The organism is Corynebacterium efficiens YS-314 (assembly GCF_000011305.1).
Classification (GTDB): Bacteria; Actinomycetota; Actinomycetes; order Mycobacteriales; family Mycobacteriaceae; genus Corynebacterium; species Corynebacterium efficiens.
On the sequence record NC_004369.1, the window covers coordinates 2,460,737 to 2,479,891 of the forward strand.

Annotated in this window: 13 protein-coding genes, 2 tRNA genes and 1 pseudogene; 11 read left to right on the forward strand and 5 right to left on the reverse strand. The window is 59.4% G+C overall.

Annotated features, from left to right (window positions below):
- Positions 1-109 precede the first annotated feature (109 nt).
- The 3 genes from tig to CE_RS11465 form a co-directional block, all read right to left on the reverse strand.
- A complete protein-coding gene (gene tig / locus CE_RS11455; protein ID WP_006768317.1) occupies positions 110-1,474 on the reverse strand; it encodes a trigger factor in 1,365 nt (454 codons plus the stop codon).
- Positions 1,475-1,591: 117 nt separating this feature from the next.
- A tRNA-Pro gene (locus tag CE_RS11460) sits at positions 1,592-1,665 on the reverse strand.
- Positions 1,666-2,036: 371 nt separating this feature from the next.
- Positions 2,037-2,108, reverse strand: a tRNA-Gly gene (locus CE_RS11465).
- Between the two features lie 337 nt (positions 2,109-2,445).
- On the opposite strand from CE_RS11465, the gene CE_RS14995 reads away from it, so the two are divergent.
- From CE_RS14995 to CE_RS11470, 3 genes are all read left to right on the forward strand, one after another.
- Positions 2,446-2,640 carry a hypothetical protein gene (locus CE_RS14995; protein ID WP_006768318.1) on the forward strand — a complete coding sequence of 65 codons (195 nt, stop codon included), beginning with the start codon at positions 2,446-2,448 and terminating at the stop codon, positions 2,638-2,640.
- A 96-nt stretch (positions 2,641-2,736) separates the two neighbouring features.
- Positions 2,737-2,994, forward strand: a complete 258-nt coding sequence (locus CE_RS15000) for a helix-turn-helix transcriptional regulator (protein WP_006768319.1) — start codon at positions 2,737-2,739, stop codon at positions 2,992-2,994.
- Positions 2,995-3,246: 252 nt separating this feature from the next.
- The gene (locus CE_RS11470; protein WP_011075862.1) at positions 3,247-4,068 is read left to right on the forward strand and encodes a hypothetical protein; all 822 of its coding nucleotides are present in this window, start codon (positions 3,247-3,249) and stop codon (positions 4,066-4,068) included.
- A gap of 134 nt (positions 4,069-4,202) precedes the next feature.
- Here CE_RS11470 and CE_RS11475 read toward each other — a convergent pair whose 3' ends face one another.
- Positions 4,203-4,676, reverse strand: a complete 474-nt coding sequence (locus CE_RS11475; protein WP_006768321.1) for a ribose-5-phosphate isomerase — start codon at positions 4,674-4,676, stop codon at positions 4,203-4,205.
- A 48-nt stretch (positions 4,677-4,724) separates the two neighbouring features.
- Entirely contained in the window at positions 4,725-5,345 is a 621-nt protein-coding gene (locus CE_RS11480) for a DsbA family protein (protein ID WP_006768322.1), read from the reverse strand.
- A 169-nt stretch (positions 5,346-5,514) separates the two neighbouring features.
- On the opposite strand from CE_RS11480, the gene pepN reads away from it, so the two are divergent.
- The 8 genes and pseudogenes from pepN to CE_RS11520 all read left to right on the forward strand — a co-directional run bounded on the left by pepN (position 5,515) and on the right by CE_RS11520 (position 19,118).
- Complete coding sequence (gene pepN / locus CE_RS11485; protein WP_006768323.1) at positions 5,515-8,115, forward strand: aminopeptidase N; 2,601 nt, start codon at positions 5,515-5,517, stop codon at positions 8,113-8,115.
- 80 nt (positions 8,116-8,195) lie between these two features.
- Positions 8,196-8,924, forward strand: coding sequence for a GntR family transcriptional regulator (locus CE_RS11490; RefSeq protein WP_006768324.1), 729 nt, complete (start codon positions 8,196-8,198; stop codon positions 8,922-8,924).
- Positions 8,925-9,111: 187 nt separating this feature from the next.
- Positions 9,112-9,243: a hypothetical protein gene (locus CE_RS15750; RefSeq protein ID WP_006768326.1), complete on the forward strand. Its 132-nt coding sequence runs from the start codon at positions 9,112-9,114 to the stop codon at positions 9,241-9,243.
- A 641-nt stretch (positions 9,244-9,884) separates the two neighbouring features.
- A pseudogene (locus CE_RS15005) lies at positions 9,885-11,082 on the forward strand (IS3 family transposase).
- A gap of 54 nt (positions 11,083-11,136) precedes the next feature.
- Positions 11,137-12,933, forward strand: coding sequence for an N-6 DNA methylase (locus tag CE_RS11505; RefSeq protein WP_006768330.1), 1,797 nt, complete (start codon positions 11,137-11,139; stop codon positions 12,931-12,933).
- Positions 12,934-13,090: 157 nt separating this feature from the next.
- Positions 13,091-14,662 carry a type I restriction-modification system subunit M gene (locus CE_RS11510; protein ID WP_006768331.1) on the forward strand — a complete coding sequence of 524 codons (1,572 nt, stop codon included), beginning with the start codon at positions 13,091-13,093 and terminating at the stop codon, positions 14,660-14,662.
- Positions 14,659-15,816 carry a restriction endonuclease subunit S gene (locus CE_RS11515; RefSeq protein ID WP_006768332.1) on the forward strand — a complete coding sequence of 386 codons (1,158 nt, stop codon included), beginning with the start codon at positions 14,659-14,661 and terminating at the stop codon, positions 15,814-15,816. Before CE_RS11510 ends, CE_RS11515 begins: the two co-directional genes overlap by 4 nt.
- Positions 15,817-15,920: 104 nt before the next feature.
- Complete coding sequence (locus CE_RS11520; protein ID WP_006768333.1) at positions 15,921-19,118, forward strand: type I restriction endonuclease subunit R; 3,198 nt, start codon at positions 15,921-15,923, stop codon at positions 19,116-19,118.
- Positions 19,119-19,155: the final 37 nt, after the last annotated feature.

Consider the following 19,155-nt stretch of genomic DNA (forward strand, 5'->3'; position numbering starts at 1 on the left):
GACACCGCCTCTGTTCGCTAACAGCGTTTCGGGGTGGTTCCCCTGGCCTTTCCAGGCATGGCAAAAGCCCAGCACACATTTGTCTGCTGGGCTTTAGTGCTGGGGGATTCTACTCCTGGTCAGCTGCTTCGTCGTTGCTGTCCTCGGCGACTTCTTCCTCACCGAAGTAGTCCTTGGGGTCGATCTCGTTGCCCTCGGAGTCCTTGACGTTGACACGGCAGATGGCCTGGGCCAGTGCCTTGCCACGACGGACATCAGCGAAGAGGTTAGCGATCTGACCGGACTGCTGCAGCTGGCCAATGAACTGGTTCGGGTCCATGCCGTAGCTCTGTGCGGTGAACAGGATGTGATCGGTCAGCTCCTGCTGGGAGACCTCAGGCTCCTCGGTCTCAGCGAGCACGTCGAGGAACAGCTGGGTGCGGACAGCCTTCTCGGCATCCTCACGGTTCTGCTTCTCGAACTCTTCCCGGGTGGTGCCCTGGGACTCCAGAACGGAGTTCAGTGCAGCGTCGTCGTGTGCGAGCTCACCGAGCAGCTGGTGCAGCTGGGAGTGGGCCTGCTCCTCGACGATGGAGTTCGGCAGGGCGAAATCGGAGGACTCCAGTGCGGCCTTGAGAACCTCATCGCGGATGTTGGCGGCCTGCTCGTTCTTCAGACGGGTCTCGACCTGGGTCTTGGTGGACTCGCGGAGCTCTTCCATGGTGTCGAACTCGGAGGCCAGCTGAGCGAACTCGTCGTCAAGCGCGGGCAGCTCACGCTGCTTGGTGGCGGTGATCTCGGCGGTGACCACGGCTTCCTTGCCCTGGTAATCGCCGTTAGCGAGCTCGGTGGTGAACTCGACGGTGTCGTCCTTCTTCTGGCCGAGAAGAGCCTCGTCCAGGCCGTCGATCAGGTCGCCGGAGCCGATCTCGTAGGACAGGCCCTCGGTGGTGGCCTCTTCAACCTTCTCGCCGTCCACGGATGCAGACAGGTTCAGGGTGACGAACTCACCCTTCTTCAGCTTGTGGTTGTGATCCTTGAGAGTGGAGAAACGAGCGCGGAGGCTCTCGAGCTCCTCGTCGACAGCTGCGTCATCAACGGTGACTGCAGGGACCTCGACGTTGATGGCGGAGAAGTCTGGGAGGGTGATCTCCGGACGGACGTCAACCTCAGCGGTGAACTCGACGACCTCGTTGTCCTCGATCTTGGTGATCTCAACATCAGGCTGGCCGATGGCCTTGATGTCATTTTCTTCAATGGCCTGGCCGTAGCGGGTCGGCAGCATGTCGTTGACGACCTGCTCCAGAACAGGGCCACGACCGAAGCGTGCGTCGATAAGCTGACGGGGAGCCTTGCCCTTACGGAAACCAGGGATCTGGACCTGCTGAGCGAGTGCAGCGTAAGCCTGATCAAGTTCAGGCTTGAGTTCCTCGAAGGGAACTTCAACGGTGATCTTTACACGGGTGTCGCTCAGCTGCTCGACGGAACTCTTCACGAGGAAATCTCCTGGGTGGTCGGATAGGATTGAAACTCAGTAAATTCAAAAACAAGCCCGGTTTCCGACGATCTGCGATTTTCTTCGCGTTCGTCCGAAACCGGGCTCGTCCTCAAGTCGGGGCGACAGGATTTGAACCTGCGACCCCCTGCTCCCAAAGCAGGTGCGCTACCAAACTGCGCCACGCCCCGATATTAATTTTTCCCCACAAGGGCACATGGTGAATCCCACCACATAAATGGCAGTGATAAACCCTGATGCGTTCTGTGGTTCGATTTGAAAGTGTACATGGTCATGGTGATTTCACCTAAACGACCCCCTGCCAGGGAAGGAACCAGCAGGAAAGAGGGGATAAATGCCACCCAAAGGACCCCACAATGCATACCTGCACCACCACGGAACACACCTTCATACAGACTGTCCCTGTATATATGGGGCACCACCGACCAAACGTGGGGCAAAACACAGCGTCATAACCGTTTAAACAGAACGATTAAATAGAAAGCCCACATACAGGAAGCGCAAAATCCCCCAGCCTGATTGGCCTGGGGGATTTACCCTGAGGGAATGACGGGAATCGAACCCGCGTCATCAGCTTGGAAGGCTGAGGTAATAGCCATTATACGACATTCCCACAACCGAATATGGGCGCACCCGGTTCGGTCTGGGATCATGTTAGCCCAAAATCACAACAGGTAAAAATCCGCAGGCCAAACCCCAGACCCCCGGCAGGCAATTCCCCTGCCCACACGCCCAGCACCCCTCACCCCACGACAGGGCCGCCCAGTCCCACCGGCCCGCCAGCCACGACAGAGTGTCGTCAAAAGCAATACAACATTTCCTTAAAATGTTCTTTAGGAAACATAAGTTTGCTACCACTCCGCAACAACAATCCCCCACAATTGGGGTCACCACAAAAGGGCTGAAAAGGTGGTAGTAGATTCACAGAAACACACTCCACAGGCCCCCGCATGCCACTCGTGACCAAGACCACATTTCCGCTTTCCTCTTTCCACGCGCATTTTCCGACACTGCATACACCGATCGGACGGATTGCGTCAGATCAACCCTCCACACCTGTCATTTCTGGAAATAGCCTGAAAAAACTGGCTGCGGACTGGGATATCATTATCGGTTTATACTCACTGCTCAAGCCATGGATTTAGCTTGTAGCACCAATAATCAAACGATTTTTCCCCATCATTGTTGCCTTACGCTCACGTTTTCGACACAACTGCCATTGGTGGCGTAATCTATCGGTCATGAAGCCAACCATCATTGATGCTGAATCAGGAAGAGAGCTGTGGACCGCCATTGAGTGTGCAGAGTTTTCCGGCACAGCCCGCGGCACCTTCACCAGTTATGCCGGACGTGGACGGGCACCTAAGCCCGTCGCTAAGCTCCACGGTTTAACTCTGTGGGATTCACAGACTATTCGTGAATGGGTCGACGAACGAGCTGCAGGCAATAAGGGCCTGACCACAGTCGGTGTCGGTTCAGAGGATTCAGTCACCCAGTAGAACCCTCCGGGGTTCATCACCCAACCACCGCATTCACCCAGGTGAATGCGGTGGTTTTTCTCTTCCCACCCCCACGTCCGATTCTCCCCGGAAGAGCATCAGGAGCTGGGGGCAGGCCCTGGAGGTTTCAGGGGAACTATCCGGTCGTTTTCTTCGTTGGGCAGGGTGTAAAGAACATTTCGCCGATTGTGTGCGGTTGCATGTGGAATCGTTCATCGGTCGGCCAGGAGATCTGAGTGAGTTGAAGAATTAGTGGAAGCACTACTCCTAATTGCAATCGTCGTCGGAGGTGGTGTGTTCATCGCCTCCAGAATGTCGGGCAACAACACCAAGAAGCAGGAAGCACAGAAGTTCGAGGATGCCCAGGCTGATGCGCGTCGGTGGATCGAACGTCTCGGTTCGCAGGTGCTCACCATCGCCGGAAATGATGCCGCCTCCACACAGGCCATCGCTGATGCCTCCGAGCGCTACAATGCCGCATCCTCCCAGATCAGCACCGCCCAGACGGTGCGCCAGGCTGAACTGGCCAGGGAGTCCGCACTTGAGGGTCTCCACTACATGAATGCAGCGCGTGAGATCATGGGCATGCCTGCGGGTCCTGAACTGCCGCCTCTGGAGGGTCAGCGCAATGCAGGTCGCGTGACCGAGACCCGCACCATTGAGCAGGATGGTCGTTCCATCACGGCCTCCCCGGTGGCCACGGATGCCACCCCGAACTACTACCCGGGTGGCAATGTTGCAGGCCGCCCGGTTCCCGCGGGTTGGTATTCAGAGCCGTGGTGGGCCAGCGCCCTGCGCACGGGTATCTGGACCGCCGGTTCGGTCTTCATGTTCTCTGCCCTGTTCAGTGGGATGGCGGGTGTGGGGTACTCCGCACAGGCTTTTGAAAGCGGTTATGGCGAAGGATACGAAGACGGTCTGGCAGATGCCGGCGGCGACATGGGTGACGGTGGCGGAGACATGGGCGATGCCGGTGGCGACATGGGCGGCGACATGGGTGGTGACGGCGGCGGGTTCTTCGGCGGTGACGGCGGAGGATTCTTCGACGGCGGCGGTTTCGACTTCGATTTCTAACGCGCCATCACCACGGCATCCTGCATCCCACCCGGATGGGGTGCGGTTGGATGCCACCTAACACATAACCAAAGGCCGGAGGAACCTTTCCCTCCGGCCTTCAACTCTGTCGAGACTGATTATCTGCCTATTGCTTACTCGTTGGGGACAACCGGTGCGACACCGGTGCGCTCATAATCAGAGAGGATGTCGATGCGTCGCTGGTGGCGCTCCGCGTTGCTCCACTCCTGATCCAGGAAGGCATCGACGATCTCGAGTGCCTCCTCGGTGGAGTGCATGCGGCCACCGATGCCGATCAGGTTCGCGTTGTTGTGTTCACGTGCCAGGCGGGCGGTCTCCACGGACCAGGCCAGTGCGCAGCGTGCGCCCTTGACCTTGTTCGCGGCGATCTGCTCACCGTTACCGGATCCACCCAGCACGATGCCGAGGGAACCGGGGTCGTTGACGGTCCGGTTGGCTGCTTCGATGCAGAAGGCCGGGTAGTCATCGTCGGGGTCGTAGGTGTGGGCTCCGCAGTCGATCACCTCGTGGCCGTGGGCCTTGAGGTGCTCTGCAATTGCATTTTTAGTTTCGAAACCAGCGTGGTCTGCTCCAAGGTATACGCGCATGCGGTTTAGTCTACTGGAGCGAAACCACCGTGGGTGACCACCTATGGATTAGTCGAACTGCGGGCTTTCGGTGCGGGAGCGTTTGAGTTCGAAGAAGTAGGGGAAGGCGGCGAGGCGGACGGAGGCGTCGAAGATCTCCCCGGCTTCCTCCCCGGTCGGAATGCGGGTGATCACAGGCCCGAAGAAGGCGGTGTCGCCCAGCTTGATCACCGGGGTGCCCACATCATCGCCGACCTCATCCATGGCGGACTGGTGGAAGGCGCGCAGTGCATCATCCCATTCCTCGGTATCGGCAACCTCGGCGTAGGAGGCATCCAGGCCGACCTCGGCGAGGGCTTCGGCGATCACCTCGTTGTAGGCACCGTAATCGTTGCGCACCTCAGGCCTGCCCTCATGGTGGACGCGGGTGCCGATTGCGGTGTAGAGGTCCCCGACCTTCTCCGGTTCCTTGGTGGCCACCGCGGCGAAGACACGGGCGGGACCCCAGTTGGCCTTCATCATGTCTGCGTAGTCTGCGGGGATGTCACGGCCGTCGTTGAGGATGGCCAGGCTCATCGGGGTCCAGGCGACCTCGATGTCACGGACCTTCTCCACCTCCTTGATCCAGCGGGAGGTCGCCCAGGCGAATGGGCAGCTCGTGTCGAACCAGAATGTGACTTTCTCGGCCATGGGTGGTTTCTTCCTATCCTTTTAGAACATGGGTACGTGGCACCCAAGCCTAGGCCGGAAGTATCGTGGTGTCATCACAGGTGTCGGGTTGTATTCGGGGAATGGGGCACCATCTCCCGTCGTCACGCCGGCACCTCCCCGAAGTTTCCCCAACCACCAGGAGCGGTACATGACGTCAATCAATCTCACGAGGACCGAGGCGGACGAGCGGTCCTGGCTGCTCAGTGTGGAGAATTACTCAATCTCCCTGGATCTCACCGGGGAGGATGTGTTCACCTCCATCACCGTGGTCAGCTTCACCGTCCGTGAGGCGGGTGATACCTTCATCGATCTGCGTGCCGCCACTGTGGATGAGGTCTACCTCGATGGGGTGGACATCCGCGACCGCGCCATCACCCTGGGTGTGAACGGCTATGACGAGACCCCGGGCATCACCCTGCGTGGTCTCACGCCCGGGCAGCACACCCTGCGGGTCGCAGCCACCATCCCCTATTCCCGCACGGGTGAGGGCCTGCACCGGATGGTGGATCCGGCCGACAATGAGGTCTACCTGTACACCCAGTTTGAAACCGCCGATGCCAAGCGGGTGTTCGCCTGCTTCGACCAGCCGGATCTGAAATCCACCTATGATTTCCACATCACCACCCCGAAGGGCTGGAAGGTCATCTCCAATGCGGAGCAGGAGGTGTCCACCCAGCACCCGGAGTATGACACCCATGTCTCCGAGGTGGACTACCCCATCTCCACCTACCTGGTGGCTATCTGCGCCGGGCGTTACCACGAGGTGCACGACACCTGGGCCGGCCAGCTCACCCACCACCCCGAGACCCCCGCCGGTCAGCCCACCGAACTCACCGTCCCGCTGGGTCTGTTCTGCCGTCGTTCCCTGGCCCCGCACCTCGATGCGGAGCGGCTCTTCACCGAGACCAAGCAGGGTTTTGACTGGTACCACCGCAACTTCGGGGTGGCCTACCCGTTCGGCAAATATGACCAGATCTTCGTGCCGGAGTTCAACGCCGGCGCGATGGAGAACGCCGGTGCGGTGACCATCCGCGATGAGTATGTCTTCGCCTCCAAGGCCACGCGCTACCGTTATGAGCGTCGCGCGGAGACCATCCTGCACGAGCTGGCACACATGTGGTTCGGTGATCTGGTCACCATGCGCTGGTGGGATGATCTGTGGCTCAATGAGTCGTTTGCCACCTGGTCGGCGGTGATCTCCCAGGCCGAGGAGACCGAGTACACCAGCGCGTGGGTCACCTTTGCCAATGTGGAGAAGTCCTGGGCCTATCAGCAGGATCAGCTGCCCTCCACCCACCCGGTGTCCTCGGACAGCCACGACATCGAGACCGTGGAGCAGAACTTCGACGGCATCACCTACGCCAAGGGCGCGTCGGTGCTCAAGCAGCTGCAGGCCTATGTCGGTCGGGAGGAGTTCCTCGCCGGTGTGCGCAGGCACTTCGCCAACCACGCGTGGGGCAATGCCACCTTCGATGATCTGCTGTCCGCCCTCGAGCAGGCCTCGGGCCGTGACCTGTCGGGGTGGGCCAGCGAGTGGCTCAAGACCACCGGCATCAACACCCTCTCCGCGGACTTCACCGTCGAGGACGGCACCTACACCTCCTTCAACGTCGTGCAGACCGGTGCCGTCCCCGGCGCGGGTGAGCTGCGCACCCACCGCATCGCGGTGGGGCTCTACACGCTTATCGACGACCAGCTCACCCGCTTCAAACAGGTCGAACTGGACATCGACGGTGCCTCCACCGCGGTGCCGGAGCTGATCGGTGTGGACAAGGCTGATGTCGTCCTGGTCAATGATGATGATCTGACCTACGCCCTGCTGGATCTGGATCAGGGGTCCCTGGATTTCGTGGTCAACCATATTGACAAGTTTGTCGATCCGATGCCACGCACCCTGGCGTGGTCTGCGGCCTGGGAGATGACCCGCGCAGGCCAGATGAAGGCCCGTGATTTCATCGCGCTGGTGGCCCGGGGTGCCTCCGCGGAAACCGAGATCGCGGTGTTGGAACGCATCCTGACCCAGGCGGTCTCGGCGTTGAAGAACTATGCCGATCCGGAGTGGGTGAAGGCTGAGGGGGAATCGGTCGTCGCAAAGCTCCTGCTCGACGGGGTGCGCACGGCAGGTGACAACACCAACACCCAGCTCGCCTTCATCCAGACGCTGGCCAAGACGGCGCTGGATGAGGACGCTGTGGCGTTCTTCCGGGGGCTTCTCGACGGATCCGAGGCAGGCATCGAGGTGGATTCCGACCTGCGCTGGTGGGCGCTGACCGCCCTGATCGCCCACGGCGCGGTGGAGGACCCGGATGCGGCCATCGCCGAGGAACTCACCCGTGACCGCTCGTCTGCCTCCAACCTGTCGGCCCTGCGCGCCCGGGCGGCGGTCAATACCGCGGAGAACAAGGCCAGCATCTACGGCGAGGCGGTCTCCGCCGACAACACCTTCAGCAACCTGGAGCTGCGCCACACCATCGAGGGCCTGACCTTCACCGGTTCCGCTGACCTGCTCAACAACTACACCGGCACCTACTTCGAGATCGCGCCGACGGTGTGGGAGGCGTTCAGCAATGAGATCGCCATGCAGATCCTCACCGGCCTGTACCCCTCGTGGAACGTCACCGCCGAGGCACTGGCCCTGGCGGATGATTTCCTGGCCGGGGAGCACTCCGCGGGTCTCAAGCGCGTGGTGTCGGAGGAACGCGACCGTGTCGCCCGTGCGCTGCGCAACCGGGAGGTCGACGCCAGCTGACGCACCCCGGCCGCCGGGTGGGGGTTTCACCCCCTCCCCTTGCGCTGCGCAACCTCCGGGTTGACGGCACTATAAGGACCATGACTTCCCGTTCTGGTCCCGCCTACGCCCGGATCGCCGCTGAGATCATCGCCCGGATCGAGGCCAATGCCCTCTCCCCCGGCGACCGGTTGCCGGCGGAACGTGACCTCGCCGAGGAGTTCGGCGTCGCACGCATGACGGTGCGGCAGGCCCTGGACCAGCTGCAGATGGATGGGGTCATCGGCCGGAAACGTGGGCGCTCGGGGGGTAGTTTCGTCCTGGGCAACCGCCCCGTGGTGGAACTCACCCACCGTCGGGGCATTCTCCCCCAGCTTGATGCCCGCGGCCATGCGGTGGTGACCGAGGTGCTCACGGTGGAGGAGTTCAACGCCCCGGCCACGCTCGCCGCGAAACTGCGGGTGCCCTTCCGGGAGCCGGTGGTGAGGATCGTGCGGGTCCACCATGCCGCGGACACCCCGGTGTTGATCAGCGATTCCCACTTCCCCGCCCACCTGGTGCCCGGCATCGCACACATGGACCTCAACGGGTCCCTGGCGGAGTTATTGGACCGTCACTGGTCCCTGTCCCCGGCGCGCAAGGAGGAGACCCTGGCCCCGGGCGTGGCCACCCCCTTCGAGCAGGAACACCTGGGCGTGAGCCCCGCCATGCCGCTGCTGCGGATCCAGCGGATCACCGAGCTGCACAACCACCGTGTGCTGGAGTACTCCGAGGATGTGCTGCGCTCGGATGCTGCGGCGGTGCGGGTGTCCACGGCGTTCTCCAACTAGTGTGGTGTGTTCAGCCAGGGAGGACACCATGCACGTCTATGACCGGAAGGCCGCCGACACCCGGCAGCGGTGTCACGCCACGTCGATGAATGAGATTGGCAGGCACGCGGGTGCCCACCTTCGCCGCACCGTTCACCGCGCTTTTCGACGAACCACCCACCCCCAGGCCCTCGCGTGACTCGCCACAATGAAGAACCTGTGGCTGGAGGGCCGGGTGGAGTTCTCCGCCATTGAACAGGCCATGGGCGATGATGAGGACCAGATGCTGGATTCCCCGCCCGGACAGTGGCAGTTCCTGGTCCACCAGCTCAACGATTGAACTGCCATGTCTTGCACTAGATCTGACCTGTGGCCCCCTAGTTCGCAGACAGCCCTAAGCACGCCCGCCCTGATGCCGCTAAGTCCAATTCAACTATCCATGAACATCTCATTCGTGAAGAGCGAATGCGTATAAATAGACTTAGACAAAATCATCTTTAGATAAGGCGCAACCAGCGAGAACGAATGAATCGTCTCTATGTACTTTTTGTATACGGTCCTGCAGGTAGCCGACCAGAGTTAACAATACCTCTCTGGGGTTTCATGAGAGCGCTAGTTTTAAAAAGGCGAAGTTGTAATGTGCCCCCAGGGCCGTAGCGGGATGGTTCTTCCAGATTTAAAGTTCCCCCATCTCGCCCATTCTGAGCCCGTAAGCTATGACAAGCGGATTCGGGAAATATACGACTGGGAAATATAAGAATTGTCTATTATGAGTGAGTTGCCCAACAACATCATCAGTCTTGATGCCCGGAGGCGTAGACCTTTCGTTCAAGTACCAATTCGGATAGCACACAATACCGGGAGTAAACCTTTCCTTTGCCTAGCCTCGGATGGAGAGAAATACTGGTGCGAGGGACCTGACCCCCGTTTGGTGGACACCTAACATCCCAACAATCTGGGACCGAAAGGTAATCTGCCACCATGCCAAGCAAGACCTACACAGAGGAGTTCAAGCGCGACGGAAGTCGCCTTGTACGAGAACTCCGACGGCGCCTCAATCCAGACCATCGCCACCGATCTGAAGGATCAACCGAGCCACGTTAGCGAACTGGGTGAAAAAATACGGCACCGCGGCTGCCACTGAAAAACCCTCGCCAACCTCCGTGAACGAAGCCGAGCGGATCCGAAAGCTGGAACGCGAAGTCCGCAAACTCCGGGAGGAACGCGACATCCTGTCGCCAAGGCAGCAAAGTATTTCGCGGAAGAGACGAGACTTTAGATCCGCTTCCGGTTCGTTGATGACGCCCAGAAGAACCACTGAAGTTAAGCGGTTATGCGAGGTGTTGAAACTCAACAGGTCCTCCTATTACAAATGGAAAAACAGCAGTTCAGCACGCAGCAAACGCCTCATGTCCGACGCCCTCCTCGGTGTCCGGGTCAAGACGGTCTTCACTGCTGAAAAAGGTTGCTATGGTGCCAAGCGGATTACCGCTTCAACTCAAAGACCAGGCCGATCATGACCCCGTAAATCACAAGCGGGTCGCGAGGATCATGCGGTCGTTGAAGCTGTTTGGCTACACGAAGAAACGCAAGGTCACCACCACCGTGTCGGATCAGAAGAAACCAGTGTTTCCTGATCTGGTGGGCCGGAAGTTCACTGCTGAGAAGCCGAATCAGGTGTACGTCGGGGACATCACTTACCTGCCGATCGCGGATGGGTCGAATATGTACCTGGCCACCGTCATTGACTGCTATTCCCGCAGGTTGGTGGGTTTTTCTATCGCAGATCACATGCGTACCTCCCTGGTGCAGGACGCACTGACCATGGCCAAGGGCCAGCGTGGAAGCCTGACTGGGGCGATTTTCCACTGAAGATCACGGCAGTGTTTATACCTCTCATGCATTCCAGGACACCTGCAAGGACCTGGGTATCGAGGGGAGTCGATGGGATCAATCGGGACCAGTGCGGATAACGCGTTGGCTTCAGTCTTTCAATGCCGCGATGAAGCGGGAAGTCCTTCAAGATTCCAAGACCTTTGCGAACCAGTTGATCTGCCGCCGGGATGTTTTCCGCTGGTGTACTCGTTACAACACGGTGCGCCGGCATTCCTGGTGTAAATATCTCGCGCCAACGGTGTTTGAGGAGCGCTGTCCTGCTATCCTGAAATCTGCTTCCTGATTAAATCCTCCGTGTCTACTATCCGGGGGTCGGGCCCACCTCCTTCGCGGTGCAGTGGCAGATCCCCGCGACATTGCAATCCTGGTGCTTTATCTTCTAGCCCTCCGGAAGAGGTCTGAATCAGACACATCTGATTCGACCTGGCAGACCATCACCGCCACCCCAACTGTGGAGGGGCTTTCTAGGCCCCTGATCGAGGCGGAAGCTCCGAATGGGGTGGACCGTTCCGTGCCCACCAGGGTGGTTAAACTGATCAGTCCCGCGCTCACAGACTCGATGGTTGTTGAGCTGGTCTCCACTGTGAACAACATTCAGATCGATGATTACGGAGACACCGCCAGTGTTATCGTCGATAGGTTTTTTGGCTTGGGAGGGCGCGGAGACCTGAGCGCCCTGAGCACTTCGAATTCACGCCAGTCAGCTCTCTTGATCAATGCTGCTGCAACCACGCTCGAGAGCGACACGACAGTATTCGATCCTGCCTGCGGCATCGGTGGCACCCTCTTGAGGCTTTATAACAAACAGCAGAACTTGGCGTTGATCGGCAACGATATCGACGGGGTCGCCGTTACGATCGCCCAGTTGCATGCGTACCTGGCAGGTATCCCTGCCACCTTCACGCATTCTGATTCCCTGACCAGCGAGATCCATGGGGAACTCCGTAGTCAGACAATCATTACAGAACCTCCGATGGGAATGCGCCCTGACCGGGATGTCCAACAGAACGTTCTGGCCCGGGCCGGATTCGACGCTGCCGGTGCACTGACTTCCGACGAATTGTTCCTCTACATGGCTTTGAGCAACTTAACCCCTGGTGGGTATGCATATGTTCTCACCAGCACCGCCGCAGGCTTCCGAGGAGCATCCCAACAAATCCGTCAGGAGTTGGTCGCCCGCGGACTGGTGGAAGCAGTCATTCAGCTTCCGTCACGGTTGCTCCCGTATTCGGGCATTCCCACTCTGCTGTGGGTTCTCCACCGTCCTGTAGGAGACCCAGAGACCTCGCTGCTCATTGCTGATGCCTCCACTGTGTCCGATCCGCAGGATGAAATTGCACAGTGGTTGACAGACCTGCGGGCAGGGCGAGAGATCGCCATTCCGGCGCGTCGACTTTCCCTGGCTGAGTTGATCACCAATGATGGTTCGATCGTTCCCCCAGCACTATTGCGCGCGGAACTCGAGGAGGATGAGGTCCGGGAGGATCTCAAGAAGGCCATGAGTGCTCTTTCCTCCAGCGTCAAAAAGCTGCGTGATCTCGACCTTGACGAGCAGATTGTCGAGCGGGTTCCTTCGTCGAGAAGCTTCACGAACCTCAAGCAGCTCATCGACACCAACGCAATCACCCGGATCCGCAAACCCTTTTTGGAGGGACGTGACAATGCGCCGAAGGACGGCATCGAGGCATTCATGTTGTCACCGGCGAAAAGCAATCGTCAGCCGAAGAAGGTGAAGGCGACGGAAGCCGACCTCTGGATTCAGGACGGTGACATTGTCGTCCCTCTTCACTCCATGGGCTCCGCGTGGATTTTCAAAGCCGATGGCAACAATTGGGTGGTGTCCCCGAGCATTATCGTGCTACGGGTAAATGACCCGGACCTGGACCCGCAATACCTCGTCTCCTGTATCAATGCTCCCTTCAATGAGCCCGCCACCAAGGGATCTGCCATTCCGCGTCGGGATTTCAAACAGATTCAGATTCCGGAACTTGATCACGATCAGCAGCAGCAGCTGACGGCGTCACTGGAGAAACTGTCCTCGCTAAAGACCGGCGCTGAGGATCTTGCCCAGCAGGCGGCGGCAGCGGAAGCCGCTGTCCTTAATGCGGTGCGGTTCGACAACCGCCCCGCATAGCAGCCGCTTAATTACCCACGAACGGAAGTACGTTCGATTCCCACTGAGGTAGTCAGGATCCGTGTCCTGACTACCATCTAGACTCTTAATAAACATTTCGTAGAAAGAAACACTCATAGTGCCACCGAAGAACACCGTCGAGGCCACACCCTCGACCATGAAAGAACTCAAAGACACACTCTGGAAGGCCGCCGACAAGCTGCGTGGTTCCATGGATGCCTCCCAATACAAGGACGTCATCCTCGGCCTGGTCTTCCTCAAGTATGTTTCTGACGCGTTCGCCGAGCGACGCACCCAGCTTCACGACGAGCTCGTAGCCGAAGGTATGACCGACGACCAGACCGCCATGCTTATCGACGACACTGATGAATACACCGGTCACGGCGTGTTCTGGGTTCCCGACAACGCCCGCTGGGAGTACCTGGCCCAGAACGCCAAAGGGCTTTCGGCAAACTATGGTAACGCACCGCGGAACATCGGTGAACTTGTTGACGACGCCATGGATGCAATCATGGTTGCCAACCCGGCGCTGTCAGCCACTCTGCCCCGGATCTACAACCGCGAATCAGTCGACCAGCGTCGTCTGGGTGAGCTGATCGACCTGTTCAACACCGCCCGTTTCACCGGCCAGGGCCCGGGAAGAGCCCGAGACCTCCTGGGTGAGGTCTACGAATACTTCCTAGAGAAATTTGCCCGCGCCGAAGGAAAACGCGGCGGAGAATTCTACACTCCTGCTGGTGTTGTCCGAGTTCTGGTTGAAGTCCTGGAACCGACGAGTGGACGCGTCTACGACCCTTGCTGTGGATCCGGTGGCATGTTTGTGCAGACGGAGAAGTTCCTCGATGCCCATAACAAAGATCGAACCGCTATCGCTGTCTACGGCCAGGAGCTCAACGAACGCACCTGGCGTATGGCCAAGATGAACCTGGCCATCCACGGTCTCAACGCCAACCTCGGCCCCCGCTGGGGAGATACCTTCGCCCGCGATTTGCACCCAGAGATGCAAGCCGACTACATCATGGCCAACCCCCCGTTCAATATCAAGGACTGGGCACGAAACGAAGAAGACCCCCGCTGGCGCTACGGGGTGCCACCGAAAAATAACGCCAACTACGCCTGGATCCAGCACATCATCTCCAAACTCGCCCCCGGTGGCTCCGCCGGTGTGGTCATGGCCAACGGGTCCATGTCCTCGAACTCCGGTGGAGAGGGCAAGATCCGTGCCGAACTGGTCGAAGCCGACCTCGTCTCCTGCATGGTGGCACTGCCCACCCAGTTGTTCCGCTCCACCGGAATCCCGGTGTGTGTCTGGTTCTTCGCCAAGGACAAAACCGTCGGCGACCAAGGGGCGATTGATCGTACCGGTCAGGTGCTGTTTATCGATGCCCGCAACCTCGGCCACATGATCGACCGCGCTGAACGGGCCTTGAGTGATGAGGACATCGCCAAGATCGCCGATACCTTCCACACGTGGCGCGGAACCCCATCCGCTAAGGGCAGGACCTACGAAGACGAGGCCGGTTTCTGCTACTCAGCCACCCTGGAAGAAATCAAGGACGCCGATTACGCCTTGACCCCGGGCCGCTACGTGGGCGCAGCCGAAATCGAAGACGACGGCGAGCCGATCGATGAAAAGATCGAACGCCTAAAGAAAGAATTGCTCGACCAGTTCGACGAATCTGAGCGACTTGCGGCTGTAGTGCGCGAGCAGCTTAGGGGGGTGTCATGAGCCAGTTGGTACAACGCAGGCTTACCGACCTCTTGTCTTTCATCGTGGACAATCGCGGCAGGACTTGTCCTACATCCGAAACCGGGATCCCCCTTATCGCGACAAACTGCGTTAAAGACGATGAGCTGTACCCTGTTTTCGAGAAAGTCCGGTTTGTCGACGAAACCACGTACGAGACGTGGTTCCGGGCTCATCCAGAACCTGGAGACATACTCTTTGTTTGCAAGGGAAGTCCCGGGAGAACAGCTCTTGTACCTGACCCCGTCTCATTTTGCATAGCACAGGACATGGTGGCACTTCGTGTGGATCCAACAGTCGTAAATAATCGTTACTTGTATTACATGTTGCAATCTCAAAAAACCCGACATCAGATAGAAAATATGCATGTTGGGACAATGATTCCTCACTTCAAGAAGGGCGATTTCCCTAAGCTAGTCCTCTCGGTTCATGCCGACCTGGGCGAGCAGCAGGCCATCGCGGAGGTTCTGGGTGCTCTCGACGACAAGATCGCCGCCAACAGCGCTTGCATCCGTCTTATCGATGAACACTTAGCTGCCGAATACGAACGGACTCTTCAACAAGGAGAGGTCGTCGAAGAGCTAGGAGTTATCGCGGAGTTCCATAACAAGCGCCGCATCCCACTATCGGCTAAGCAGCGAGATGAACGCCCGGGAGCCGTACCCTACTACGGAGCAAGTGGGGTTTTCGGCTATGTGAACGAGGCGATCTTCGATGAGCCTCTTGTGTTGGTAGGAGAAGACGGTTCAGTGATCAACTCCGACGGAACACCTGTCATCCAATACATCTGGGGACCCTCGTGGGTCAATAATCATGCTCATGCTTTGAAGGGGAAACTGGTTTCAACGGAACTCCTTTACTACGCCATCCGACGAAGCCAAGTGTCTACATTGGTTACCGGAGCGGTTCAACCGAAGATAAATATGGGAAATCTCAAACGTCTTCAGCTTGCCCTTCCCGCCCCCGAATCTCGAACCTCCACGGAAGCCATAATTGCTGCTGAGGTAGCCGCTAAACGCGCTTTTACCACGGAAAATCGGACGCTCGTCGCCACCCGTGATGCCCTGTTACCCCAGCTAATGTCGGGTAATCTCCGGGTCAAGGACGCTGAGAAGATCGTCAAGGACGCGTTCTGATCCACCCGATGGTGCCGTCTTTGTCTGCACTTGTGCTTGAGCTGCAGGTGGGGCTGATTAGAGTGAGGTCAAAGAACCTAAATATATGAAGACAGAGGCGTGTGATGGGAATGCAGACCAGTTTTTCCGAGGCCGACTGGGAAGCCCTAGTCCTCGACCAGCTCGGCGAGAACAGCTGGCTGCCCGTCCACGGTGATGACATCGCTCCTGGCACCGGTGAGCGCGACTCCTGGGATGAGCTGCTCATCCGCCCCCGCCTGCTGGCTGCGCTGCGCCGGCTCAACACCCAGGTGCCGGATCAGTACCTGCAGCAGGCGTTAGCTGAGATCATCGCGCCCTCGTCGCAGGATGCGATCACCGAGAACCACCGCATCCACAAAATGTTCGTTGATGGTCACCGCATCACCTACCTCGACGCCGACGGAACCGAGCACAACCCCACCCTGCGGATCATCGGCACCGAGGAGATCGACAACGACTTCCTCGCCGTCAACCAGGTCCCCCTCGTCCAGGGCGACTACCGACGCCGGTTCGATGTGGTGTTGTACTGCAACGGCATGCCGGTGAGCATCATGGAGCTGAAAAAAGCCGGCTCACATACAGCTGATGTCGCCGCCGCGCACGCCCAGCTGCAGACCTATCTGCGTGAGTTTCCCCTGGCGTTTCGCTTCTGCGTGTTTACCTTTGCCTCCGATGGGTTGGACGCCAAGTACGGTACCCCGTTTACCCCGCTCAACCACTTCTCCCCCTGGAACGTCGACGACGACGGAGCCCCCGTCCCTGCCGGCCACACCCTCGACGGGGAAGCCGTGCTGCCGATCGAAACCGCGATCGCCGGGTTGTACAACCCCACTCGGTTCCTGCAGCTGCTGCGTTCCTACACCGCGTTCGATGCCGGGGCCGAAGGCCTGGTCAAACGGATCGCCAAGCCGCATCAGTACTTCGCGGTGACCAAGGCCGTGGGATCGACGATTGATGCGGTGCGCACCAACGGCAAGGCTGGCGTGGTGTGGCATACCCAGGGCTCGGGCAAGTCCATGGAAATGGAGCTCTACACCGCCGCGGTCATGCGCCACCCGGTGCTGAAAAACCCCACCGTCGTCCTGGTCACCGACCGCACCGAACTCGACGGCCAGCTCTACTCCAGCTTCGCCCGCTCCCAGCTGTTGCCTGATACCCCGAAACAAATCAGCAAACGTGCGGAACTACGCGAAGAACTCACCAGCCGGGGAACCGGCGGAATCTACTTCACCACCCTGCAGAAATTCAGCCTCACCCAAGTGGAAAAAGACTCCGGCACCGAGCATCCACTGCTCAGCGACCGGAAAAACATCATCGTCATCGTCGATGAGGCCCACCGCAGTCACTACGACGACCTCGACGGTTATGCCCGCCACCTGCGTGATGCGCTGCCTAATGCCACGCTTATCGCGTTTACCGGCACGCCGATCTCGTTTGAGGACCGCAATACCCGCGACGTGTTCGGCGACTACATCGACATCTACGACTTGTCGCGTGCCGTCGACGACGGGGCAACCGTCCCGGTGTACTTCGAGCCCCGCCTGATCAAGGTACAACTGGCAGACGGCGTCACCGAGGATGACCTGGATACTGCCGCCGACGAGGCCACGACCGGGCTGGGGATAGAGGACCGGGCCCGGATCGAGCAGTCCGCGGCCGTGGTCAACGCCGTTTACGGTGCTCCGGACCGCCTAGCCATCCTCGCCCAGGATCTGGTCACCCACTGGGAGCAACGCCACCGGGCCGTGGCACCGTTTATCGCTGACCCGGACGGCGCCCCCACCTTCGGCAAGGCACTCATCGTCGGTGCAACCCGGGAGATCTGCGCGAACCTCTACACCGCGATCACCACCCTGCGCCCGGACTGGCACTCTGAGGAGATCGACAAGGGCAAGATCAAGGTCGTCTATTCCGGCTCCGCCTCCGACACCCCGCCGGTCGCAGATCATGTGCGCCGTCAATCGGCGAACAACACGATCAAGGAGCGTCTGAAAGACCCGGAAGATGAACTTGAGCTGGTCATCGTCAAGGACATGATGCTCACTGGCTTCGATTCCCCGCCACTACATACGCTCTATCTCGACCGTCCGCTCAAGGGTGCACTGCTGATGCAGACCCTCGCCCGGGTCAACCGCACCTTCCGCGGGAAAACCGACGGTCTGCTCGTCGCCTACGCTCCTCTGGCCGACAACCTCGCCAAAGCTCTAGCTGAATACTCGAATACCGACCAGGCCCGCAAACCCGTCGGCAAGAATATCGACGAAGCCGCCGCCATGGTCACCGTGCTCGTGGGCCGGCTCCGGGAACTACTTGCCGATCACGACTGGCAGGCGGTGCTGAACCAACCAGGACCGAAGTCCTTCTTGAACGCCGTGACCGGAACGGTGAACTACCTGCGTGATCCCGCCACTCCGGGCAATGCCGCAGCCGAGGATGACTCGGAGACTCTGGCTGCCCGCTACCGGAACACCGCCGGGCAGTTGGCGAGGGCGTGGGCGTTGTGCACCGGTTCCGGGCAGCTGGAGGACCTGCGGCCTGAGATTCAGGTATATGAGGAGATCAGGGTGTGGATGGGCAAATATGATGCCCAGGATCGCGCCAGCCGTGGTGAACCCGTGCCTGAGGATGTTCAACGCATGCTCGGCCAACTCATCGCCACCGCCACCGATGCCACCGGCGAGGTCCTGGACATCTACGAGGCTGCCGGCATGCCCCACCCCTCTCTAGATGATCTGACCCCCGAGTTCATCGCCAGGACTCAGAAGGCGCGCAACCCGCAGCTCGCGATCGAGGCGCTACGTGCTCTGATTTCCGAGGAGTCCCGACGGAGCACGCGGAATAACGCCATCAGGCAGCGGGCGTTTTCCGAACGGATCACCGAGCTGATGAACAGGTACACCAACCAGCAGTTGACGTCTGCTGAGGTCATCGCCGAGCTGGTCGCCCTGGCCAAGGAGGTGGCCCAGGAATCCAACCGTGGACAGCAGTTCTCCCCACCCCTCAATGAGGATGAACTCGCCTTCTATGATGCCGTGGCGGTGAACGAATCGGCCGTCACTGAACAGGGACCCAACATGCTGGCTGAGATCGCACGCCAGTTGGTGGCCGTGATGCGACGTGATGTCCGGACTGACTGGACCGTACGGGAGGATGTCCGGGCAAAACTTCGGTCCTCGGTGAAGCGACTCTTGATACTCAATGGTTATCCACCGGACAAGCAACCGGAGGCCATCAAGTTGGTCATCGAGCAGATGGAGACGATGGCCCAACACCGGGCGTAGACCAGGTGGGGAACGGAAACCACCCCGACGGTGCGCA